Consider the following 22072-nt stretch of genomic DNA (forward strand, 5'->3'; position numbering starts at 1 on the left):
TAAGCCGGAGGCTCTGGCCCCTCTCCTTTGGAGAGTCCCGATAGCAATCGGGAGGGAAGAGGTTTTTTAATAACGAACAACAACTTAAATAGCCAACGTGTTTAAATTCATCACCAACCGCCCTTTTTGGGTGAACCTGCTGGTTGCGATCGCCATCGCATTGCTGTTCCTTTTCCTGTTTTTGAAAATGCTTGGCTGGATAACCAAACACGGCGCCTATTTAAAAGTGCCTGCTGTTACCGGTATGAAAACAACCGATGCGGTCAAATTACTGGAAAAGCAGGGATTTGATGTATACATACAGGATTCCATTTTTACCGATACGGCCGCAAGGGGTATTGTATTAAAGCAGTTGCCCGACCCCAATTCCACGGTGAAGATCAACCGCACCGTTTTCATTACCGTTAACCGGGTCATTCCTCCCATGATAGAAATGCCGAGGCTGGAAGGGCAAAATCTTTCGTTTGCATTAACACTGCTGGAAAGGAACCATTTGAAACTGGGCGATACCATCTTCCGGCCCGACTTTATGATGGGCTCGGTGCTGGAGCAGCAGTACAACGGGGTACGCATCCGGGAAAAGACAAAGATCCAATGGGGCAGCCGCATCACCCTGGTGGTAGGAGGGGGGCTGGGTAATGAACATATGCAGGTGCCGGAACTTGTGGGGATGACCTATGCAGAGGCAAAAGCGTACCTGGAACAGAATGGGATCTCTTTAGGCGCTACAAGTCCGGATGGAAAAATAACCGATACGGCTGCCGCTTTTGTATTCAGGCAAATGCCCGAGCCGCTTGATGAAGAAAAGAAACCCCGCTTCATTCATTCGGGCCAGGTAATGGACCTGTGGATCTCGCAGGCAATGAAATACCCGGCCGACAGTGCAACCGTTAATAAGAAAAATGAAATGCCATGACCATAATTACGGTGGATGAAATAAAGACAAGAATGGATACCGGTGAACAATTGAACCTGCTGGATGTGCGGGAAGCCGGTGAACGGGCTGAATTCAATATCGGCGGAACATTTATTCCGCTTGGCAATATTGTAGCCATGCAGACCGATGACATCGAAGACTGGAAGAATGAGGAAGTGATCTGCTACTGCCGCAGCGGCAACCGAAGCATGCAGGCCTGCCTGGTACTGGAAACATTTGGGTTCACCAACGTGAAGAATTTACAGGGAGGGATGAATGGGTGGAGGGAGAAGTACACGTAAAGACGATACAGGATGCGGGATGCCGGATACAAGATACAGGGTACGGGGGAGGCGGAGACCGGGGACCGGGAGAAAACACCCGGATCCAGATACCAGATACCGGATACCAGATACCAGATACCAGATACTGGCAGGAGTAAAAATATTTGAAAAGTATTTTAAATAGCAGGGTCTATCCTGTATCCTGTATCTGGTATCCTGTATCCTGTATCCTGTATCTTGTATCCTGTATCCAGTACCCAGCATCCCCCATCAGAATTTCAGATTAACTCCTACCATAAAGTTCGTTCCCGCCATCGGGTAATAATAATTCTCGGTGGTCAGTTCTCCTCCATAGATATAACTGAAGCTGTAACCATTGGGCTCGTATTTTTTATTGAACACATTGTTCAGCTGCAGGATGATGTTTGCCGCTTTTACAATTTTGGTTTCAACAGTGTAACTCAGCCTTATATCCTGTAAATAATAGGGATTCAGACTTCTTGACCGTTGTGATGTATTGTCAAGGTATTGCCTGCCCACGTATTTGTTTATCAAACTGATCTCCGCATTCTTTACCGGGATAAAATTCACATTTGCTCCCGCCACCACCGAAGGGGAAAATGAGATATCTGTTTTATTATAGAACCTGGTTTGCTGCCCGCCATTGTCATAATCATCCAGGTATTCGGTATAACCCTTGATCTTATTTTCACTGAAGCTGATGTTGGCAGCAAGGTTCATCCATGATGCAAGGATGGCTTTGCCCTGCAGTTCAATGCCTGCCCGATGGCTTTTCGGGATGTTTGTCCGGGTGTAAGCGCCCACATCATTTATCTTACCGGTCAATACAAGCTGGTTGTGGTAATACATATAATACAGGTTGGCACCCCAGGAAGTCTTGCCCATCTTTCTTTCAACGCCCAGCTCAACATCATGCAATCGCTCTGCGTTGGGTTGCTGGGTATTGCCTGCTTCAAAATCATCCCGGTTGGGTTCTTTACCGGCGAGTGCATAAGAAATATAAGCCTGCCATTTTTTGTCTGAGTAGGTTATGCCGGCCTTTGGATTCAGGAATGTAAAGTTTTTATTGATCTCCAATGCAGGGTTATCCCGGAAGCCATGGATCCGGTAATCAATATTACGTACCTGGATATCCACAAAGCTCTGCCAGTTCTTATTCAACTGCTGTGTCCATTTGCCATAGAGGGAGAGGTCTTTTTTATACGCCGTAAGGTCATACCAGCGGTAATTGGCCGGTACTGCTGCCTGTACAGCTGCCCATTTTATTTCTCCGTAGTGCTGTCCGTCGTAGGCATTATAACCCCCGCCAAGAACCAGTTGTGTTTTTTTCTGCTGGTACTGCAGTGAAAAAATGCTGCCATAAAAATAATTATCCAGCCACAGTCTCCTTACCAGGTCGGTACTTGTTATGGTAGTCATCCCGTCGAAATAATCAGGCAGGCCATAATCCGCCAGGTACCTGCCGGCTTTGTATTGTTCATAATATCCTTTGCCCCTTGTTAAAAAAACGGCCAGGTTTCCCTTCCAGTAACTATTCAATTTGTGATTGTAAAAAAGCTGGTAATGGGTCTGGGTATAATTGTCGGTCTCGTTATCGTAGGGGTCGCCGGGTTTCTCTGTTCCGCTTGAGTTGAAGGTACGTTCCGTTGCCAGCAGGTATTCGGGCACCCCATTCCATGCCTGGTAGGTCTTTTCCCTGCCGGAGAAAACATTCAGCCTTAATGAATGCCTGTCATCTGTATAAGCCGTGCTCAGGTAAAAGGATCCCAGGTTGCTTTTTGCCCGGTCAATATACCCCTCGCTTCGTATGCTGCTCAGCCTGCCGTCGATGGTAAAATGGTTGCCCAGCAACCCGCTTCCAAACTGTATGTTGTTCTTATGCGTATTGAATGAACCGTAGCTGTTATTGGTGGCCACATAAAATGTTTTGTTCAGTTCATTGGTCGACAGGTTGATGCTGGCGCCAAAAGCCCCGGCCCCGTTTGTAGAAGTTCCCACGCCACGCTGCACCTGTATGCTCCCGGCAGAAGAGGCAAAATCGGGGAGGTCAACAAAAAAAGTTCCCTGGCTTTCTGCATCATTGTAGGGGATGCCGTTGAGGGTGACATTGATCCGGGTGGCATCGGTGCCCCGTATGCGAATGCCGGTATAACCCACGCCATTGCCGGCATCGGAGTTAACCACTACCGAAGGGACCTGGGTGAGAAGAAATGGAAGGTCCTGACCCAGGTTATTTTTTTCTATGTCTTTTTTGGTCAGGTCGGTCTTGGCAAAAGGCGCTTTTTCTGCCGCCCGTATGGCCTGCACTTCCACCGGCTGCAACAGGGTGGTATCATTGAATTTCTTTTCTTTTTGTGCATACAGCAGGGTGCAGGCAGATAAACATGCCATACTCAAGAATAGCTTTTTCATCTTGTAAGATTTGGCTGAAAGCCGGGAAGGATATATCGTAGCAGTTGGCCCCCCAAAGAGACGGGGGGCTTTCTCCCTTCGCAGGCATTACCCTGTTCAGGTTATACGGGTATCATCTCAGCCTCCGCCAACTGGCGGAAGCACCCCGGAAATTCAGGCGTTAATAAGAACTTCGGGTACAAAGGTAGGGGAGTTTTACATTTTTTTGCATTTTCCTGTAACAAACAGGGGCGGCAGGGCGTATCAGTAACAAGTACAGCCATGAATCATCCCTGCTGAAGGGCATTTTCAAATGTGTATTGTCATCCAGATGAACGAGGGATCTGCCGGGTTTAAGTAATAAAGCCAAACAGATCCTTCGCTATCGCTCAGGATGACAACCACGTTAAATAGTTGAATCAGCATCTTTGGCCGGGGGGTTTCATCTTACCATTAAAAACAAAAATCTAAAAAGATGAAAAAATTATTTCTTTCCCTTGTTTCTTTTGTTTCCCTGGCCGCTTTTGCACAGGAGAACAACGTGATCGCCGACCCCCATGCAACCGTCCGCAGCTTAAGCGGATCCTTTACCGCCATTTCCGTTTCCAGTGGTGTTGACCTGTACATGACCCAGGGCAATGAAGAATCACTTGCCGTAAGCACTTCGGATGAAAAGTATATGGCCCGTTTTAAAACGGAAGTGTTGAACGGAACCTTAAAGATCTATTACGATAACAACGGTGTTAGCTGGACATCGCACGATAACCGCAAGCTGAAAGCCTATGTGTCGTTCAAAACACTGGATAAACTGCAGGCATCTGCCGGTGCATCGGTAACCGTTAAGGGCAACATGACTGCTGATAACCTGGATATGAAATTCAGCAGCGGTGCAGAATTTGACGGGCAGGTAAGTGCAAAGCAAATTACGGTTGAACAGAACAGCGGCTCCGAGATCAGCATCTCCGGCAAGGCCGATAAACTGAGCATTGATGTGAGCAGCGGCGCCAGTTTCAAGGGCTATGATATTGCGGTTGACTATTGCGATGCCAAGGCAAGCAGCGGCGGCGATGTGAAGATCACCATCAACAGGGAACTGAGTGCTAAGGCCAGCAGCGGAGGCGGTATCCGGTACAAAGGTGCTGCGCTGATACGCGACATCAACATCAACAGCGGCGGCATGGTTAAGAGATCCTGACATTTAAAACAACAAAACATGAAAAAGATAGTAATACTGTCGGCGCTTTTTTTTGCGGTATCCGTTTCCGGCCGGGCACAGAAAACCCTGGTGGTTGATCCCAATGCATCGCTGCGACCGGTAAGCGGGGATTTCAGTTCCATAAAAGTTACCGGCGGCATCGACCTGTACCTTTCCCAGTCCGATGATGTAGCAGTAGCGGTAAGCGCTTCAGAAGAGAAGTTCAAAGAACATATTAAAACAGTGATCGAGAACGGCACCCTCCGTATCTATTATGACGACGGCACGAAGAACCGGAGCATGAAGAACCGGAAAATAAAAGTGTATGTTTCCTTCCGGTCGCTGGAGAAGCTGAATGCAACAGGCGCATGCGATGTGCTGGTAACAGGCAGCATTGAAGGCGCATCGCTCGACATGGAATTATCCGGCGCCAGTGATTTCAGGGGAATGGTGAAACTGAGCAGCCTTAAAATTGAACTCAGCGGTGCATCGGATGTACGCATATCGGGTACCGCAAATAAAGTGGATATAGAAAGCAGCGGCGCCAGCGACGTGAAAGGGTACGACCTGGTGACCGACGAGTGCACGGCAAAGGCATCCGGGGCATCCGACATAAACATTACGGTGAATAAAGTGATCAGTGCCAATGCCAGCGGCGCCAGCGATATTTATTTCAAAGGGGAGGCGTTGATAAAAGACATGCACAGCAGCGGGGCGAGTACGGTTGGGAGGAAGAGAAGTTAATGGTTAATGGTTTATAGTTCATAGTTCATGGCAGGCACGTTAACCTATAAAGCTTATCTATGAACTATGAACCATACGCTATGAACTATTTCCCGAACGCCCATATCAAAAAACCCGGCAGTTGTTTACTCCAGGAAGCATGATCATGTTTGCCGTTTGCATCTTCGCTCAGCGTTATATCATCCGGCAGGCAGATATTTTTGCTTTTGATGAGTTCAATAAGGTCTTTGGTATCGTCCACCACGTCAATGATGCCATCCCTGTCGCGGTCGCCGTTTTCTTCCTTAGCCCCGGCATAGAACCAGTATTTTAAACCGGGCTTTTTCCTGGATGCTTTCAGTTTGTTTAAAATGATCCGGTTCTTTTCATCCGAATAACCGGCGGCCTTATCATCCTCATCCCTCCACCAGAACGAACCGGAGAACACACCTACTTTGTCGATCTTATCGGCCCGGTTCCAGGCAATGTCAAAAGCAGATAAGCCGCCCAGGGAGCAGCCGGCCATCACCACCGAGCTGAATTTGCGTACCGTGGCTTTCTTTTTTACAAAAGGATACAATTCGTTATTGATGAAGGCATCATAGTATTCAGCCTTATCTCCCCGTTTCATGAAGTCGGGGTAGCCGGCCACGCCATATTCCTTCATCCGGTCGCCGGCATGGATGCCCACCACCAGCAATGGTTTGATGAGGCCTTTGCGGTACAGGCTGTCCAGGATCTCACGAACCCGGAACTGTCCCATGTCCTGCCCGTCGTTCAGCAGCAATAAGTTCAGTTCGCTTTTATCATCGGGCAGGGGGGTACTTATGATGGTGAGCTTTACGGGCCGCTGCAGGTGACGGCTGTACAATTCATCGTTTTGCTGTTTTATTTTGCTTTTGCAGCTGCCGAGTAAAAGCAGCAAGGCCAGGGAATATAGTGTTGTGAAGTATTTTCTTCTCATGCCCAAATCTACAAATCAAAGTTTATACATAAATGGTTTGAACCACATAGAAACATAGGACACATAGGTTTCTCTATGTGTTTTTTTCTATGTTTTCTATGTCCTGTGTGGTTCAAACCTTGTCCGGTATTTATATTTTATATTATTTGGCAGCGAAGGCCTAAAAGCCTTCACAGCCCAGCAATCAGAGCAGTGTAGCTGCGGGCTCATATCCGCCGGCTGGCGGACACTGGTTCTCCTTTTATTATTCAATAATGGCGGAACATTTAGTACTTATCAAGAAATGGGTTGCGATGTTTTTTATTATTTGGCAGCGAAGGCCCAAAACATTATCTTTGCGCCGCGAAGTAGAGCAGCGGTAGCTCGTCGGGCTCATAACCCGAAGGTCACTGGTTCGATCCCAGTCTTCGCAACAATATCTAAGGCTCTCATTAGAGCCTTTTTTAAATTAAGTTATTAGTTCTTTTATTTGGCCTTTGATTAATGTGAAGACTTTGTGGCTCATATCCGCCAGCTGGCGGACACTGGTTCGATCCGCCGGATGTCGGACACAGTCCCAGTCTTCGCAACAATATCTAAGGCTCTCATTAGAGCCTTTTTTAAATTAAGTTATTAGTTCTTTTATTTGGCCTTTGATTAATGTGAAGACTTTGTGGCTCATATCCGCCAGCTGGCGGACACTGGTTCATCGCCGGATGTCGGACACAGTCCCAGTCTTCGCAACAATATCTAAGGCTCTCATTAGAGCCTTTTTTAACTTAAGTACATTAGTTCTTTTATTTGGCCTTTGACTAATGCGAAAACGGAGTGGCTCATATCCGCCGGTTGGCGGACATTGGTTCGGTATGGGTCTTCGTAGAAAAAAACAAAAAATCGGTATTTTTGAACTTACCCCGAATAGTTCTTTTACTTAGGTTTATCCCATGTTTACTGTTTATGTTCTTTATAGTAAGAACTACAATAAAATCTATGTTGGGTTCACATCTGATCTAGATCAACGATTACTTTCTCACAACGAATTGGGTAAGAAAGGTTGGGCAATAAAATTCAGGCCATGGAATCTGGTTTACAAGGAAGAATATCCTGATAAACCGGAAGCTATGAAAAGAGAGAAAGAACTTAAAACAGCAACAGGAAGGACCTTTATATGGTCCTTGATTAAAGCGATGTAATGAGGCTCATATCCGCCGGTTGGCGGACACTGGTTCGATCCCAGTCTTCGCAACTAAAAATCAAATCCTCAACTCATAATGATTTGGGGATTTTTTATTCATTCGTAAAAAAGTACAAATGAATAATGACTACCTCCTTCATTTCTGAACTTGTTTGTGGTAATCATTCTTCATACGGCACAAACATGAAATCCGGTTTTGTAAATATTTTCGGCAGGCCCAACGCAGGCAAAAGCACGTTGCTCAATGCACTGATGGGGGAGAAGATGGCCATCGTGTCGCACAAAGTGCAGACCACCCGGCACCGCATTAAGGCCATCCTTACGGATAAGGACTACCAGGTGATTTTTTCGGATACCCCCGGCATCATTGAACCCAAATACAAACTGCACGAAAAAATGATGGAAGCCGTTCGCGGCAGCCTGGAAGATGCAGACCTGGCCTTGCTGATCACCGATGTACGGGAGAATACCGATGAAAGCCATGCCATCTTTTCTTCGCTGAAACTGAAAGCGCCGGCCATTGTCATCCTGAACAAGGCCGATACGGTGAATAATGAACAGCTGAAGACCACCGCAAAGTTCTTTGAACAACAACCTTACTGCAAAGAAGTGGTGGCGGTATCGGCGCTGAAGAAAACGGGCATCGATGAATTATTAAAACGCATTCTTACGTACCTGCCTGAAGGCGAACCCTTTTACGAAGGCGATGACATGAGTGACCTGCCTACCAAATTTTTTGTGGGGGAGATGATACGGGAAAAGATATTCCTGCTTTATGGAGATGAGATACCTTATCACACCACCGTACTGGTACAGGAGTTCAAAGAAAAAACAACGCTGGTAAAGATCGCCGCAGATATCATCGTGCAGCGGGAAACACAAAAGGGCATCATCCTCGGTGAAGGCGGAAGCATGATCAAAAGACTGGGTACCGATGCCCGGAAAGACATTGAAGAATTTTTAGGTCGCAAGGTATTTTTGGAATTATTCGTAAAAGTAAAACCAAAGTGGCGGGATAACGAGATGCAGCTGAAGGAGTACGGCTATTGATTATTTTAAATTTTAAATGCTGAATGTTGAATGAATATTATATTCATTCAACATTCAGCATACAACATTCAACATTTCAGAAATGAGTTTCACACTAGCAATAACAGGCCGCCCCAATGTGGGCAAGAGTACCTTCTTCAACAGGCTGCTGGAACAGCGCAAAGCCATTGTGGATGATATAAGCGGCGTGACCCGCGACCGCCAGTATGGCGTGGCCGAGTGGGCGGGAAATACGTTCAACGTAATTGATACCGGCGGTTTTGTTGCCGGCAGCAACGATGTGTTTGAACGGGAGATCCGCAAACAGGTGGTGATCGCTATTGAAGAAGCCAATGCCATCATCTTTATGGTGGATGCGGCCACCGGCATCACCGAACTGGATAATGCCATGGCCAATATGCTGCGCCGCAGCACCAAGCCCGTATTCCTGGTAGTGAATAAGGTAGACAATAACGAACGCCTGATGGAGGCCAGCGAATTTTACAGCCTGGGTTTCGAAAATATCTTTTTCATCTCTTCCATCAGCGGAAGCGGTACCGGCGAGATACTGGATGCCGTTACGGCACTGATCAGCAAGGATGAACCGGCCGATCCTGAAAAAGAGGGCCTTCCCAAATTTGCCATCATCGGCCAGCCCAATGTGGGCAAGTCATCGCTGCTGAATGCACTGATCGGGCAGGAGCGTACCATTGTAAGCGATATTGCCGGAACCACCCGGGATACCATTCACACCCACTACAATTTATTCAACAAGGAATTCATACTCATCGATACCGCCGGCATACGCCGCAAAGCAAAAGTGCACGAGGACCTGGAGTTCTATTCCGTTATCCGTGCCATCAAGGCGCTGGATGAGGCCGATGTATGCCTGCTGATGCTGGATGCCGGCAAGGGGATCTCGGCGCAGGACCTGGCCATTTTTTCCATGGCCGTAAAAAAAGCCAAGGGCATTGTGGTGCTGGTGAACAAGTGGGACCTGGTGGAAGACAAGAAGACCAATACCATCAAAGATTATGAAAAGGAACTGAAGAGCCGGCTGGCGCCGTTCTCGGATGTGCCCGTCATCTTTATTTCGGTCACAGAAAAGCAACGCATTTTCAAAAGCATTGAAACGGCCCTGGAGGTTTACGAGAGCCGCCGGCGCAAGATACCCACGGCCCAGCTGAACGAAGTGATGCAGAAAGCTATTGAAGCCTACCACCCGCCGGTGGTGAGGGGCCATGCCATCAAGATAAAATACATCAGCCAGTTACCCACCCATACGCCGGCCTTTGCCTTTTTCTGCAATTTCCCGGACGACGTGAAAGCGCCTTACCGCAATTACCTGGAGAACCAGCTCCGGGAGAAATTCAAATTTACCGGGGTGCCGATACGGATCTATTTCAGGAAGAAGTAAAAGCCGGATGCAGGATGCCGGATCCAAGATTCGGGATACGGGATACGGGATTCAGGATACGGGATACAGGATACAGGATACAAGATTCAAGATACAGGATACAGGATACAGGATACGGGACGAGACTCAAGCATCAGTATCCAATACCAGGTATCTTGAATCTTGGATCCGGCATCTTGAATCTTGGATCTTGGATCCGGCATCTTGCATCTTGGATCTTGGATCCGGCATCTTGGATCTTGGATCTTGGATCCGGCATCTTGCATCTTGGATCTTTGGATCCGGCATCTTGGATCTTGGATCCGGCATCCTGTATCGGCTTTCCCTAAATTTCTTCCCCCAAAAACTTGCACAGTTTAAAAACGGCTATTATATTTGCGCCCAATCATTAAAAAACCAAAAAAAAAACAACACAATGAAAAGAGTATTTGCGATCCTGGCCCTGGCCACTGTTATGACAGCCTGCAACAACGAAGGCGAAAAAACAGAAACCCCTGCAACTGATACAGTTAAAACAGAAACTCCTGTAGTTCCTGCTGTGGTGGATACTGCTGCCAACGCCATGAAGGCCGTTGCAGACAGCGCTGCTGCTGCTGCCGGTAAACTGGTTGACACTGCCAAGAAAGCCGTTGAAGAAAAAATGAAATAAGCCGTTCCGTACGAATACGGTATTTAAGATCATAGAAAGGTCTCCCCGCAAAACGGGGAGATTTTTTTTAACCTATAAGGTTTGCAGTTGGCATGGCAGCCCGGCAAACCTGCCCCCTGAGTAAATGCAGCAAACCTTACAGGGTTTAGAAATGCCGGTTTTTGAGCGAAAAAAATCCTGTTTTTTTTTCGGCTGTATTGATTTATTCCCCTACATTTACCCTTTGCATTAATAGAATGCATACCTATGTCCGTCCCTTTGTGTAACAGTTCCAATTCAATTAAAAACCGCCCCAAGTATTTTATCCTCACCAGGTAAAATAAGGAAGACATTAAAGTTTATATCACATCGGCACAAGGCAAAGGAGAAAAACCGGCTATCCTGTATTCCTCCCCCTGCGCATTATGTACTATAAGGCTTGATCAATTCCACCATTCCCTTCGTGAAAATTCACTGAAACACGGGTGTAAATACCCGCGTGCACGTAATGGTATCATGTACCATCGCTTATAAAACTATAATGACCAACCAACTCAAAAACCCTCTTATGAGAAAATTATGCTTGCTGTTGCTTACGGTTTGTTTTGCAACGTTTGTGAATGCACAGATACCGGTTACGGTTACCGGAAATACAAATACCACACCAAATCTTCAGGCAACCTATACTTCCGTGGCTCTGGCAATAGCCGACCTGAACCTGGTTACGTCGATGACTGGCCCTGTTGTCTTCGATTTGGCTGCCGGTTCTACAGAATCGAATGCATCTCAATTAACCATTACAACTGCGGGGAACGCCTCTTTTCCCATCACATTTCAAAAAAGCGGTGCAGGTGCTAATCCAATCCTTACACGTACGGATGCAGGTACAAACACAACCAGTGCTATAGGTGGTTTAGGAGACGGGATCATACGTATTGAAGGAACAGATAACTTGGTATTCAATGGGTTGGATTTGGCTGCTTCTAACCAGGGAATTGAATATGGTTATTATACCCATAAACCATCGGGTACCGATGCCTGCCAGGGATTAACGATCCAAAACTGCAATATTACCATGTCCAAGGGTACCAGTGGTTTTGTTGTTGGTATATATATAGGCAATGGTTCCATATCGGTAAGTTCTGCGACTGGTGTTACCGTTACAGCAAATAGCGGAAGAACCGAAAATGTAACGATCAGGGGTAATTCCATCAGCAATGTACATGCTGGTATTGTTTGCAGGGGATCATCAGCTGCTACTTTTTACGACCAGAATTTCATTATTGGACAATCCGGTGCCGGAAATACTATTCAGAATTTTGGGGGCGGATCCGCCACGACTACGTATGGGGTATATTTTATTTACACCAATAATGTAAATGCCGATTACAATACTATTAATAATGCAGGAGGTGGTGGAAGTGCACATGCGTCCACATTTTATGGTATTTTTTATTCTACTGTAACCGGAGTGATCAGTGGAAGCAATAATAGCTTTACGGTTAATTCAAGCGGTACATCAGCGGTTCAAATGATCTATAATGGAAATGCTGTTACCAGTAATACATTCAGCAATAATACATTCGCAGGTACAATTGCTGCAACCTCAACCAGCTACCTGATTTATGCCAGTTCTGCTACTCCGGATGTTACCATATCAGGTAATCAAACCAGTGGTACATTCACTAAGACAGGTACTTCCGGTACTTTATATTGTTATTATAACTTAGGAAGTCCTGCATCAGGAACAGAAACAATCACCAATAATAATTTCTCCAATTTATCCACTACCGGTACATCCGGTACATCCGGAATTTATACAAATACAGCAGTTGGACAAAATAGGGTTTGTTCCGGAAATACAATTAATAACTGGACTGTAGGTTCTGGAACAACTTACGGTATCTATTGTTTAAGCAGTTTGTCAAATCAGGTATTCAATAATACGGTATCTAATATAACCGGTACCACTAACTCAACATTCATTGGTTTGTATTTTTCAGGTACAAATCCAACCGTTTATGGAAATACCGTTTTTGCGTTAAGTAATGCGGGTACGCAGGTAAGTGGTATTCAAAGTGCTGGTACTGGTACCGTAAACTTATATAAAAACAAGGTTTATGGCTTAAGCTGTACTTCCACAGGTACAACTGCCGGTTTGGTAAATGGAATAATTGTTACTACGATCGGTACTGCTACAAATATTTATAATAATTTAATTGGAAATTTATCTGCATCTGCTGCAACCGGTGGAGATGCTGTCAGAGGTATTTCTTTTACCGGTACTACCTCTTCAACCACAATAAACCTTTCTTTCAATACCATTAATTTAACAGGTGCCGGTGGCACAGGTTTTGGAAGTTCAGGCATTTTTCATACCTACAGTGCCACAGCTACATCAGCCAGCCTGGTAATGAAGAACAATATAATTGTAAATGGAACTACCCCTAGTGGTGCAGGTTTGGCTGTAGCATTCCGAAGAAGTGCATCCACATCTTTAGCAAATTATAATACCGCCAGCAATAATAATTTATTTTATGCAGGTACACCAGGAGCTGCAAACCTGCTTTATTATGATGGTACCAATGCTGACCAGACTATAGGTGCTTTAAAAGCAAGATTAACTCCGGGAGAATCTGTTTCAGTAAGTGAAAATCCGAATTTTGTGAGTACGACAGGCAGCGATCCAACATACCTTCACATTAATACAGGTATTGCAACACAAATAGAAAGCGGCGGAGCCACGATTGGCGGAATTACGGATGACTATGACGGCGACACAAGAAATGTTTCAACACCCGATATCGGCGCCGATGAATTTGCCGGGATAGGGGTTGACCTTTCGGCTCCTACGATCACTTATACCCCACTGGGCAATACCTGTACGCTTACCGGTGTTACCTTAACAGCAACCATCACCGATGCCAGCGGCGTACCAACTGCCGGGATCGGTTTACCGGTTCTTTACTGGAGGATAAATGCCGGTTCTTACAATGCAGCAACCGGTGTTTCTCTGGGAAGCAACCAGTACCAGTTTACCTTTGGTGCCGGTGTGGTGCTGGCTGATGTGGTCTCTTATTATATAGTGGCCCAGGATAATGCCGGAACGCCCAATGTAGGAGCTTTCCCTTCTGCAGGGGCTGGGGGTTTCACCGCTAACCCGCCGGCAGCGGCAACGCCTCCCAGCACACCAAGCTCATATACCATACAGGCAAACCTCAGCGGAACCTATACCGTAGGTGCCGGAGGCGCATATACTACCATTACGGCTGCCGTGGCAGCATATAATACATCCTGTCTCACAGGCCCTGTTATTTTCAGTCTCACGGATGCTACTTACCCCGGGGAGACCTACCCGATCGTGATCAATCCGAACAGCTATGCCAGTTCAACCAATACGCTTACCATAAAACCGGCTGTTGGAGTAACAACTACCATCAGCGGCTCACTGGCAGACGGCTTTTTGTTCCGTGTATACGGCAACTATGTGATCTTTGACGGTTCCAATGCAGTGAGCGGTACCACCCGCGACCTTACCATTACCAATACCAATGTAACATCTCCCTCTGCCGTGTTGTATGGTTCGGTAAGTCCCAACCCGAATGTGGGTGGTACGATCAAGAATGTTATTTTCATTAACGGGTCCACCGGCACCAGCAACGTGGTGTTGGGAAGTTCAACTTCTACCACGGGTTCTGCTGTAGCAGGATTAAGCAACAACTTCACGTTCCAGAACAATAGCAGCCGTACAACCAATTTCGGTTTGTTTGTCATTCAAACCAGCAGTGCAGGTAACGGAAGCGGTATGCTGATCACCGGTAATGACCTTACTACGGGTATTGTCAATGCAGGTATCAGTGTGCAGGGTGTAGATGGAGTTACCATCAGCAACAATACCATCAGTGGCATTGACCCGGCTACCACTGAAGTTGATTATGGGATCCGACTGAGAACCGGAACTATTAATGCAACGGTTTCGAATAATACGATCAGTAACCTCGGGTTTACCGGTGCCACCACAGGTAATGCCTATGGTATCTGGGTTGAATCGGCCAATGCAACTTCCAGCGTCACTGTTTCAGGTAATACCATAACTGACTTTACTTCTTCGGGTACAGCAACAATAAGTACAACCGGCATCTATGTGTCCGGTGCCACCGCGGGTGTTACCATTGAGAAGAACATTATCCGCAATATAAAGCAGACCAATACCACCGGCTATGGAGCCAGCGGTATTCAATTAAGCAGTACTTCTGCAACGGCAAATATTTCAGTAAGGAACAACATGATCTCCGACATTGCCGCTTATGGTAAGGCAACAGCCGGTGTGGCCGATAATGGCTATGGTATTGTTGTTTCAAATGGTGCAGGATACGGCATCTACTATAACTCCATTCACCTGAATACCAACCAGACCCTGGTGGGTGGCTTACCGGCCGCAATAAATATCACGTCCGGCGTTTCCGCAGCAGGCGCCATTGACCTGCGCAATAATATCTTTGCCAACAGCCAGACCATCGGTACCGAGCGTTATGCCATTTACAGCGGCGCTGCCAATACCGTGTTCTCCAACATCGACTATAATGATTATTATTCAGCCGGACCAAACCTGGGTTTCATCGTTTCCAACCGGGCTACCCTTGCAGATATCCAAACCGGTTTTGGCGGGAATACCAATTCGGAGAATGTTCAGCCATCCTTTGTGAGTTCAACCGACCTGCACTTAACGCCCGGCGGTAATTCAAACCTGGATGGGGATGCAACCCCCATCGGGGGCATCACGGCCGATATTGACAACGATGCCAGGGATGGAACCACTCCCGACATTGGTGCCGATGAATTTACAGGGATACTGGGTGTTGACATGGGCGCAACCGCCCTGGTGGCACCCGCTGCATCGGGATGTTATACCGCTGCTGAAACAGTTACCGTAACCATACGGAATTTCGGGGCCAGCACCATCGACTTTGCCGTGGATAATGTAACGGTTACCGTTACGGCCACCGGCGGGTACAACCAGAACGTGATATTGAACTCCGGCACGTTGGCCGCGGGGGCAACCCAGAATGTGAGCATGCCGGCAACCATCAACATGAGCGCCAACGGTGTGTACACGTTTAATGCCAATACCAGTGTGGCGGGCGATATTACCCCGGGTAATGATGCCATGACACCGGTGAACCGCACGGTGCTTACGCTGGGCGGAACCTATACCGTAGGTGCGGGCGGCAATTATACAAACCTGACCGCAGCCGTTGCAGATTATAATGCAGCGAACTGTTTCACCGGCCCGGTTTTCTTTGAACTGACCTCTACCTATACATCGGCAGGCGAAACATTCCCGATCAGCATCAATGCGAATGCAGCCGCCGGTACGAATTATCTCACCATCCGGCCGGCCAGCGGACAAAATCCGCTCATTACCGGAAGTGTGGCAGCAGGATCTATCATTAAATTAAATGGTGCCGACTATGTGATCATTGACGGAAGCAATAACGGATCAAACAGCCGTAACCTCACCATTCAGAATACCACAACCACCACATCGGGTAATGCCGTTGTATGGCTGGCTTCACCCGCCGTGTCGAACGGGGCATCCAACAATATCATCAGGAACTGTATCATTGAAGGTAATTCTTCCACCACCAGTTTCACCGGTATCCACGTTGGAGGTAGTACTACCATCGGCCTGACCACGGCAGGGTTGGATCTGAACAATGCCAATACCATCAGTAATAACCTGTTGCGCAAATCAATATACGGCGTAACCATGTTTGGGATTTCAACAACCACCCCGGACCAGAACAATGTGATCAGTAATAACAATTTTGGTACAGCGGTTACCGGGGAAGGATTCTCCTTACTGGCCATTAATGCAGACAGGCAACAAGGGCTGGTTGTTTCGGGCAACGAAGTACAGAATGTAGTGAATGCCACCAACACGTCTTCCACTCCTTTTGGCGGCATACGACTGCTTGACTTCAAGGATGGAATTTGCTTCAATAATAAAGTACACGACCTGGCTTATACCGGAACCAGCACGCCAAAGATCTATGGCATTGCCATTACCAGTACAACCTTTACCACGGTGGGCAATCCTTCCAATGCACAGGTATATAATAACATTGTTTATAAGATCAATTCAACCGGTACAAGTTCCGTCTGGAACCTCACGGGTATCTTGGCCAGTGCCGGATATGGCGACAGGTTCTATTACAATTCAGTACACCTGACGGGCCAGCTTGCCAATACTTCATCAGGCCTGGCAGCAGCCTTTGCCAACGGCGACGGAAATATCACCAGCGTAGGTACCAATATTGATGTGCGGAACAACAGTTTCAGCATAACCGGCTCCAGTGCAATAGCCGGCGGTAATTTCTGGGCTTATTATACAGGCGCCACTACGCTGGCCGGTTCTACATTGAACTATAATGACCTGTACTGTGCCGCTACCAATGTAACCAATAACGTGGGCCGGTTCAACGGGGTTAACTCAACTACGCTGGCTACATGGCAGGTTGCCACCGGCCAGGAAGCCAACTCCATTTCGGCAGATCCTTTATACAATTCAGCCAGCAACCTGGTGCCCCAGTTGGGCTCACCGCTGGTTGCAGCAGCCACGCCCATCGGTGGCATCACAAAGTTACACGTAATGTAACTACACCAACCATCGGCGCTTACGAACAGGCGGCCGATGCCATTGCACCGGCGATCAGCTATACACTGATACCACCAAGCTGTGCAACAGGCGACCGGCTATTGAACGGGGTGATCATTACGGACGTATCGGGTGTTCCAACAGCAGGTGCATTGCAGCCAAGGGTGTATTACAGGAAGAATGCAGGTGCATGGTTCTCATCACAGGGTACGCTGGCAACGGGTACGGGTACAAATGGTACCTGGAACTTTACCATCGTGGCTACCGATATGGGCGGCCTTACCGGCGGCGACCTGATATCCTACTATGTAATTGCTCAGGATATAGCAGCTATACCAAATATCGCTTCCAATCCTGCTGCAGGTTTGGTTGCCACGGATGTTAATACCGTTACCACTCCGCCAACAACTCCCAATATTGCAGCGGTTGGTGTAACACTCAATGGTACCTATACCGTTGGTGGCGGAGGAGCATACCCGACACTTACAGCAGCCATAGCTTCCTATAACAACGGTTGCCTCACGGGCCCTGTTATCTTTGAACTGCTGGATGCTTCCTACAGCGGAAGTGAGACATTCCCCACCAGCATCAACTTTAATGCAACGGGCAATTCAACCAATACACTTACCATCCGGCCAACGCTTGCATCCACGGTGATCAGCGGTAACGGTGCCGGCTCTCTTATTCCCCTAAACGGTGCATTGTTTGTAACCATTGATGGCCGGATCGGAAGTACGGGAACCACGCATTCACTCACCATTACCAATACCAATACAACCGGTACTGCGATGACATTCAGTAATGATGCATCCAACAATACGGTTAAGTACACCGACCTGAAGAGTGATAATACAGCAACCGGCGTCATCCTGTTCAGTACCTCAACCGGAACAACCGGCAACGACAATAATACCATCGACAATTGCAACATTGGTCCCAATGCGGCCACGCCTATCAATGGTATCTATTCACTGGGATCAAGTTTAACGGTTGATAACAGCAACATCAGCATCACCAATAATAATATCTTTGATTTCTACAGTGCTGCTTCTTCTTCAGCAGGTATGAACATAAATTCTTTCAGCAGCGGCTGGACGATCACGGGTAATAATTTCTATCAAACAGCTACCCGTACTGCTACGGCAAGTAATAATCATTATGGTATATTCATCAGTAACAGCGGAAGTGGTTATACGATATCCAATAACAACATCGGCGGCAGCACAACGGCTGCAGGCGGAACGGCCTGGAACTATGCAGGTACCTTCACCAACCGTTTCACAGGTATTGCAGTAAATGCTGCTTCCACAGCCACCACTTCAATACAGGGTAACCTGGTCGCCAACTTTAACATACTCACCAGTTCGGGTGCTACCACCACCAATGGTAACTTCTCCGGTATCTGGGTATCGGGCGGTAATGCCAATATCGGCACCACTTCCGGAAATACCATCGGAAGCGGTACAGGAAACGGTTCCATAACAATTACCGGAACAACAACCGGAGGTATTGCAAATATCATCTCTTATTCAGGTGTTGGAAACGTGGACATCCGCAACAATACCATTGGCTCCATCAACCTGGTTGGTAATACAACCTCTATTGGTTTGGGCATCAATGGTATCCTGGTGAGCGGTGGTACACCAACCATCATCAATAATACCATCGGAAGCACAGCTACCGCCAACAGCATCAATTCCTCCACGGTGGCAACAGGCACTCAAAGCCTGATGGGTATACAGGTTACCAGTGCTGTAACTACGGGAACCACGATCGACATCACCGGTAACACCGTTGCCAATATGAACCAGTCGGCTACAGGCACTGCTTCATTGATCCGTGGTATCCAATATGGAGGTACTGTGTTTGCCAACATTTCGTCCAACACCATACACGATATCACCGGTGCAAGTGCCAATACCACCGTAGCCGGCGGTGCCACTGCTGTGGAGGGTATCTGTTATACCGGTACTTCACCGGCCGGGGCAACCATATCCCTGAATGAAGTGTATGCGATCAGGGCAACCAATACAGGTGCCGTACAGACAAACCCAACCGGTATAGGATATTCAAATCCAACCGCCGGGGTGATTACCCGAAACAAGATCTATGATATCACCAATGCTTCCACCATGACGGTGGTAACCACACCGCCTACAGCCATCGGATTATTGATCCGGGCAGCGTTGGGTTCAGGTGTTACCATCAGCAACAACATGATCTCTCTGGGTAACGGGCAAACCACCAATACCGAATTCCTCGGTATCGTGAATTCCTTTGCCAACGGAGGTAACTTTGTATATCATAACACCGTTAATATTGAAGGTACAGCTACTGCCGGAGCGCTTCCGTCATTCTGTTTCTTACGGGGTGATAACAGCGCCGCTTCGGCCATCACGTCGCCGGTTGATATACGCAATAACATTTTCAACAACACCCGTACCGGCGGCACCGGTATCCATTATGCCATCGGCAACAACTACGGCAATGCCGCATCATCCGCAACCGGATGGGCTGCAGGCGCTTCCAATTACAATGCCCTGAATGGTTCAGGTGCAACCGGATACTGGAATACCGCCACCAATTTTGCAGGCTGGAAAGCTGCTTCAGCTGGTGATGCAAACAGCGTTGCAGGTATTGCCATCACCTTTGTTGGTGCGGCTATCGGTGATCTCCACCTCAATATGGGTGTTACCCCAACCGAACTTGAATCAGGTGGAATAGCAGGAACAGGTGTTACTGTTGATTATGATAACAATGTAAGGCCCGGACCAGCAGGTTCTGTGAACGGTGGCGCTACCGCACCAGACATGGGTGCCGACGAATTTGACGGCGTTCCGAATGACCTCTTTGCACCAACTATTGCTTACACGGTATTGGCTAATACAACCTGTACTACCGGCAGGAATTTCACTGCCATAGCAACAGACAACAGTGGCATAAACGTAACAGCAGGAACTAAACCAAGGATCTATTACAAACGCAGTACAGACGGAAACGTTTGGAATGATAATACAAACGGAACAGACGGATGGAAATATGCAGAAGCTACAAACTCGGTTAGTCCGTTCGCATTCTTTATCGATTATTCATTGCTCAACGGCGGTACGGGCGTTACCCTGGGTAATATCGTTCAATACTTTGTAACGGTACAGGACCTGGCAGCTACGCCAAACGTGGCCATCAACAGTGGTACATTTGCCCTGGCTCCAACCAGCGTTGCCCTTACAGCAGCGGCCTTCCCGATCGGCGGTACCATTAACAGCTACGGTATCGTGGCAGGATTGAACACCACTTTAACCGTAGGCGCAGCGGGTGATTATACTTCACTGACCGGCGCAACAGGTTTATTCAATGCCATCAATACAAATGGCCTGGTGGGCAACACTACGGTGAACATCCTCGATGCATCCGTAACAGAAACCGGCGCCATTGCATTGAACCAGATACAGGATGGCGGTTGTAACGCAGTGGCTTATACGCTGCTTATTAAACCAAATACTGGCGTTACCGGTACTTTGACCGGAACACTCAATAACAGGGCGCTGATCAGGATACTGAGCAGCAACGTAACCCTTGATGGTTCAAACAGCGGCGGAACAACCCGCGACCTTACCATTACCAATACCAGCACCACCGGACCTTCAGTGCTGCTGATCGGTTCAACCGGTACAACAGCAGTAACCGGAACAACGCTTAAGAACAGCATCGTCATCAACGGATCGCAGAATTCATCGGCTGTGGCGTTGTCGGATTCAGCATTGGGTAACCCGGGTTACTTCAATAACATCACCGTTCAGAATAACAGCATCCAGCAGGCATTTATCGGTGTGTATGCCAATGCAGTGGTTGCAACCGGAAACGGAAGCGGTACCCTGTTCACCGGAAATGACCTGAATACTGCCGGCGCCAACTCCATCCGGCTGGTAGGTCTTTATGCACAGGGGGTTGACGGTGTTACCATCTCAAACAACAACATCGCCAACATGTCCAATTCCCTGGCTGAATCGCCCAGGGCCATCTGGCTGGCAACCGGAACCAACAGTGGTACCGTTTCACAAAACAATATCTCCACGCTGGCATCAACCAATACGGGAGCATTTGCCTTGACCGGTATCTATGTAACACCGGGCACCGGTGCTACGGGCATCACCGTGAATAACAATACCATCAGTGGTTTGACCAATGCCGGAACGGGTGCTACGTTTGGCGGTATCATAACTACCAGCCCCAACACGAATGTTACCAATAATACCATTTCTAATCTGACCCAGAACGGGGCCAGCTCTTCCATCGGTGCGTATGGTATTGTGCAGAGCGGTGCAAATAATGCTACCGTATCTGGTAATTCGGTCTCCGGAATACTGTCTACCACCAGCGCAACACCCATTGGTATCGGTGTGCAGGGTGCCAGCACCAATATGAATATTTTCCGGAACAGCATTTCCAACATCAAGAATACCAATACCACCGGTTGGGGGGCTCACGGGATCCAGCTGGCTTCCAGTTCCACAACGGCCAATATCAATGTATACAACAACCTGGTGTATGATGTGGCAGCGGATGGCTTTAACGGCATTACAGCAACCGACAACGGCTATGGTATCATGGTTCAGTCAGGCGGTGGTTATAATATCCGCTTCAACAGCATCAACATGAACACCGACCAGCC

General features: G+C 47.7%; 11 protein-coding genes, 1 tRNA gene and 1 riboswitch. Of the genes, 10 read left to right on the plus strand and 2 right to left on the minus strand.

Annotated features, from left to right (window positions below; genetic code table 11):
• Window positions 1–97 precede the first annotated feature (97 nt).
• Window positions 98–916 carry a PASTA domain-containing protein gene (locus IPJ02_14470; protein ID MBK7376706.1) on the plus strand — a complete coding sequence of 273 codons (819 nt, stop codon included), beginning with the start codon at window positions 98–100 and terminating at the stop codon, window positions 914–916.
• Window positions 913–1218, plus strand: coding sequence for a rhodanese-like domain-containing protein (locus tag IPJ02_14475; GenBank protein MBK7376707.1), 306 nt, complete (start codon window positions 913–915; stop codon window positions 1216–1218). Before IPJ02_14470 ends, IPJ02_14475 begins: the two co-directional genes overlap by 4 nt.
• A 252-nt stretch (window positions 1219–1470) precedes the next feature.
• On the opposite strand, the gene IPJ02_14480 is transcribed toward IPJ02_14475, so the two are convergent.
• A complete protein-coding gene (locus IPJ02_14480; protein MBK7376708.1) occupies window positions 1471–3633 on the minus strand; it encodes a TonB-dependent receptor plug domain-containing protein in 2163 nt (720 codons plus the stop codon).
• Between the two features lie 56 nt (window positions 3634–3689).
• Window positions 3690–3791, minus strand: a riboswitch (TPP riboswitch).
• A 296-nt stretch (window positions 3792–4087) separates the two neighbouring features.
• On the opposite strand from IPJ02_14480, the gene IPJ02_14485 reads away from it, so the two are divergent.
• On the plus strand, window positions 4088–4807 hold the full coding sequence (locus IPJ02_14485; protein ID MBK7376709.1) for a DUF2807 domain-containing protein: 720 nt from the start codon (window positions 4088–4090) through the stop codon (window positions 4805–4807).
• Window positions 4808–4825: 18 nt separating this feature from the next.
• Window positions 4826–5551 (plus strand): DUF2807 domain-containing protein, encoded by a 726-nt coding sequence (locus tag IPJ02_14490; GenBank protein MBK7376710.1) that lies wholly within the window; start codon window positions 4826–4828, stop codon window positions 5549–5551.
• An 85-nt stretch (window positions 5552–5636) separates the two neighbouring features.
• Here IPJ02_14490 and IPJ02_14495 read toward each other — a convergent pair whose 3' ends face one another.
• A complete protein-coding gene (locus tag IPJ02_14495; GenBank protein MBK7376711.1) occupies window positions 5637–6494 on the minus strand; it encodes a hypothetical protein in 858 nt (285 codons plus the stop codon).
• 341 nt (window positions 6495–6835) lie between these two features.
• Between IPJ02_14495 and IPJ02_14500 the strand changes: the two genes are divergently transcribed.
• The 6 genes from IPJ02_14500 (at window position 6836) to IPJ02_14525 (ending at window position 17400) form a co-directional block, all read left to right on the plus strand.
• Window positions 6836–6907, plus strand: a tRNA-Met gene (locus tag IPJ02_14500).
• 510 nt (window positions 6908–7417) lie between these two features.
• On the plus strand, window positions 7418–7666 hold the full coding sequence (locus IPJ02_14505; GenBank protein MBK7376712.1) for a GIY-YIG nuclease family protein: 249 nt from the start codon (window positions 7418–7420) through the stop codon (window positions 7664–7666).
• Window positions 7667–7851: 185 nt separating this feature from the next.
• Window positions 7852–8718 carry a GTPase Era gene (gene era / locus IPJ02_14510; protein ID MBK7376713.1) on the plus strand — a complete coding sequence of 289 codons (867 nt, stop codon included), beginning with the start codon at window positions 7852–7854 and terminating at the stop codon, window positions 8716–8718.
• A gap of 82 nt (window positions 8719–8800) precedes the next feature.
• Window positions 8801–10114, plus strand: a complete 1314-nt coding sequence (gene der, locus IPJ02_14515; protein MBK7376714.1) for a ribosome biogenesis GTPase Der — start codon at window positions 8801–8803, stop codon at window positions 10112–10114.
• A 415-nt stretch (window positions 10115–10529) separates the two neighbouring features.
• The gene (locus tag IPJ02_14520; GenBank protein ID MBK7376715.1) at window positions 10530–10763 is read left to right on the plus strand and encodes a hypothetical protein; all 234 of its coding nucleotides are present in this window, start codon (window positions 10530–10532) and stop codon (window positions 10761–10763) included.
• A 547-nt stretch (window positions 10764–11310) separates the two neighbouring features.
• Window positions 11311–17400: a right-handed parallel beta-helix repeat-containing protein gene (locus IPJ02_14525; GenBank protein ID MBK7376716.1), complete on the plus strand. Its 6090-nt coding sequence runs from the start codon at window positions 11311–11313 to the stop codon at window positions 17398–17400.
• Window positions 17401–22072 lie beyond the last annotated feature (4672 nt).

Source organism: Chitinophagaceae bacterium, from assembly GCA_016710165.1.
Lineage (GTDB): Bacteria > Bacteroidota > Bacteroidia > Chitinophagales > Chitinophagaceae > Ferruginibacter.

Excerpts from the sequence above, each read along its gene's own strand:
- IPJ02_14480 (MBK7376708.1), bottom strand. The coding sequence starts at position 3,633 with ATGAAAAAGCTATTCTTGAGTATGGCATGTTTATCTGCCTGCACCCTG.
- der (MBK7376714.1), top strand. The coding sequence starts at position 8,801 with ATGAGTTTCACACTAGCAATAACAGGCCGCCCCAATGTGGGCAAGAGT.
- IPJ02_14475 (MBK7376707.1), top strand. The coding sequence starts at position 913 with ATGACCATAATTACGGTGGATGAAATAAAGACAAGAATGGATACCGGT.
- IPJ02_14525 (MBK7376716.1), top strand. The coding sequence starts at position 11,311 with ATGAGAAAATTATGCTTGCTGTTGCTTACGGTTTGTTTTGCAACGTTT.
- IPJ02_14490 (MBK7376710.1), top strand. The coding sequence starts at position 4,826 with ATGAAAAAGATAGTAATACTGTCGGCGCTTTTTTTTGCGGTATCCGTT.
- IPJ02_14485 (MBK7376709.1), top strand. The coding sequence starts at position 4,088 with ATGAAAAAATTATTTCTTTCCCTTGTTTCTTTTGTTTCCCTGGCCGCT.
- IPJ02_14495 (MBK7376711.1), bottom strand. The coding sequence starts at position 6,494 with ATGAGAAGAAAATACTTCACAACACTATATTCCCTGGCCTTGCTGCTT.
- era (MBK7376713.1), top strand. The coding sequence starts at position 7,852 with ATGAAATCCGGTTTTGTAAATATTTTCGGCAGGCCCAACGCAGGCAAA.
- IPJ02_14520 (MBK7376715.1), top strand. The coding sequence starts at position 10,530 with ATGAAAAGAGTATTTGCGATCCTGGCCCTGGCCACTGTTATGACAGCC.
- IPJ02_14505 (MBK7376712.1), top strand. The coding sequence starts at position 7,418 with ATGTTTACTGTTTATGTTCTTTATAGTAAGAACTACAATAAAATCTAT.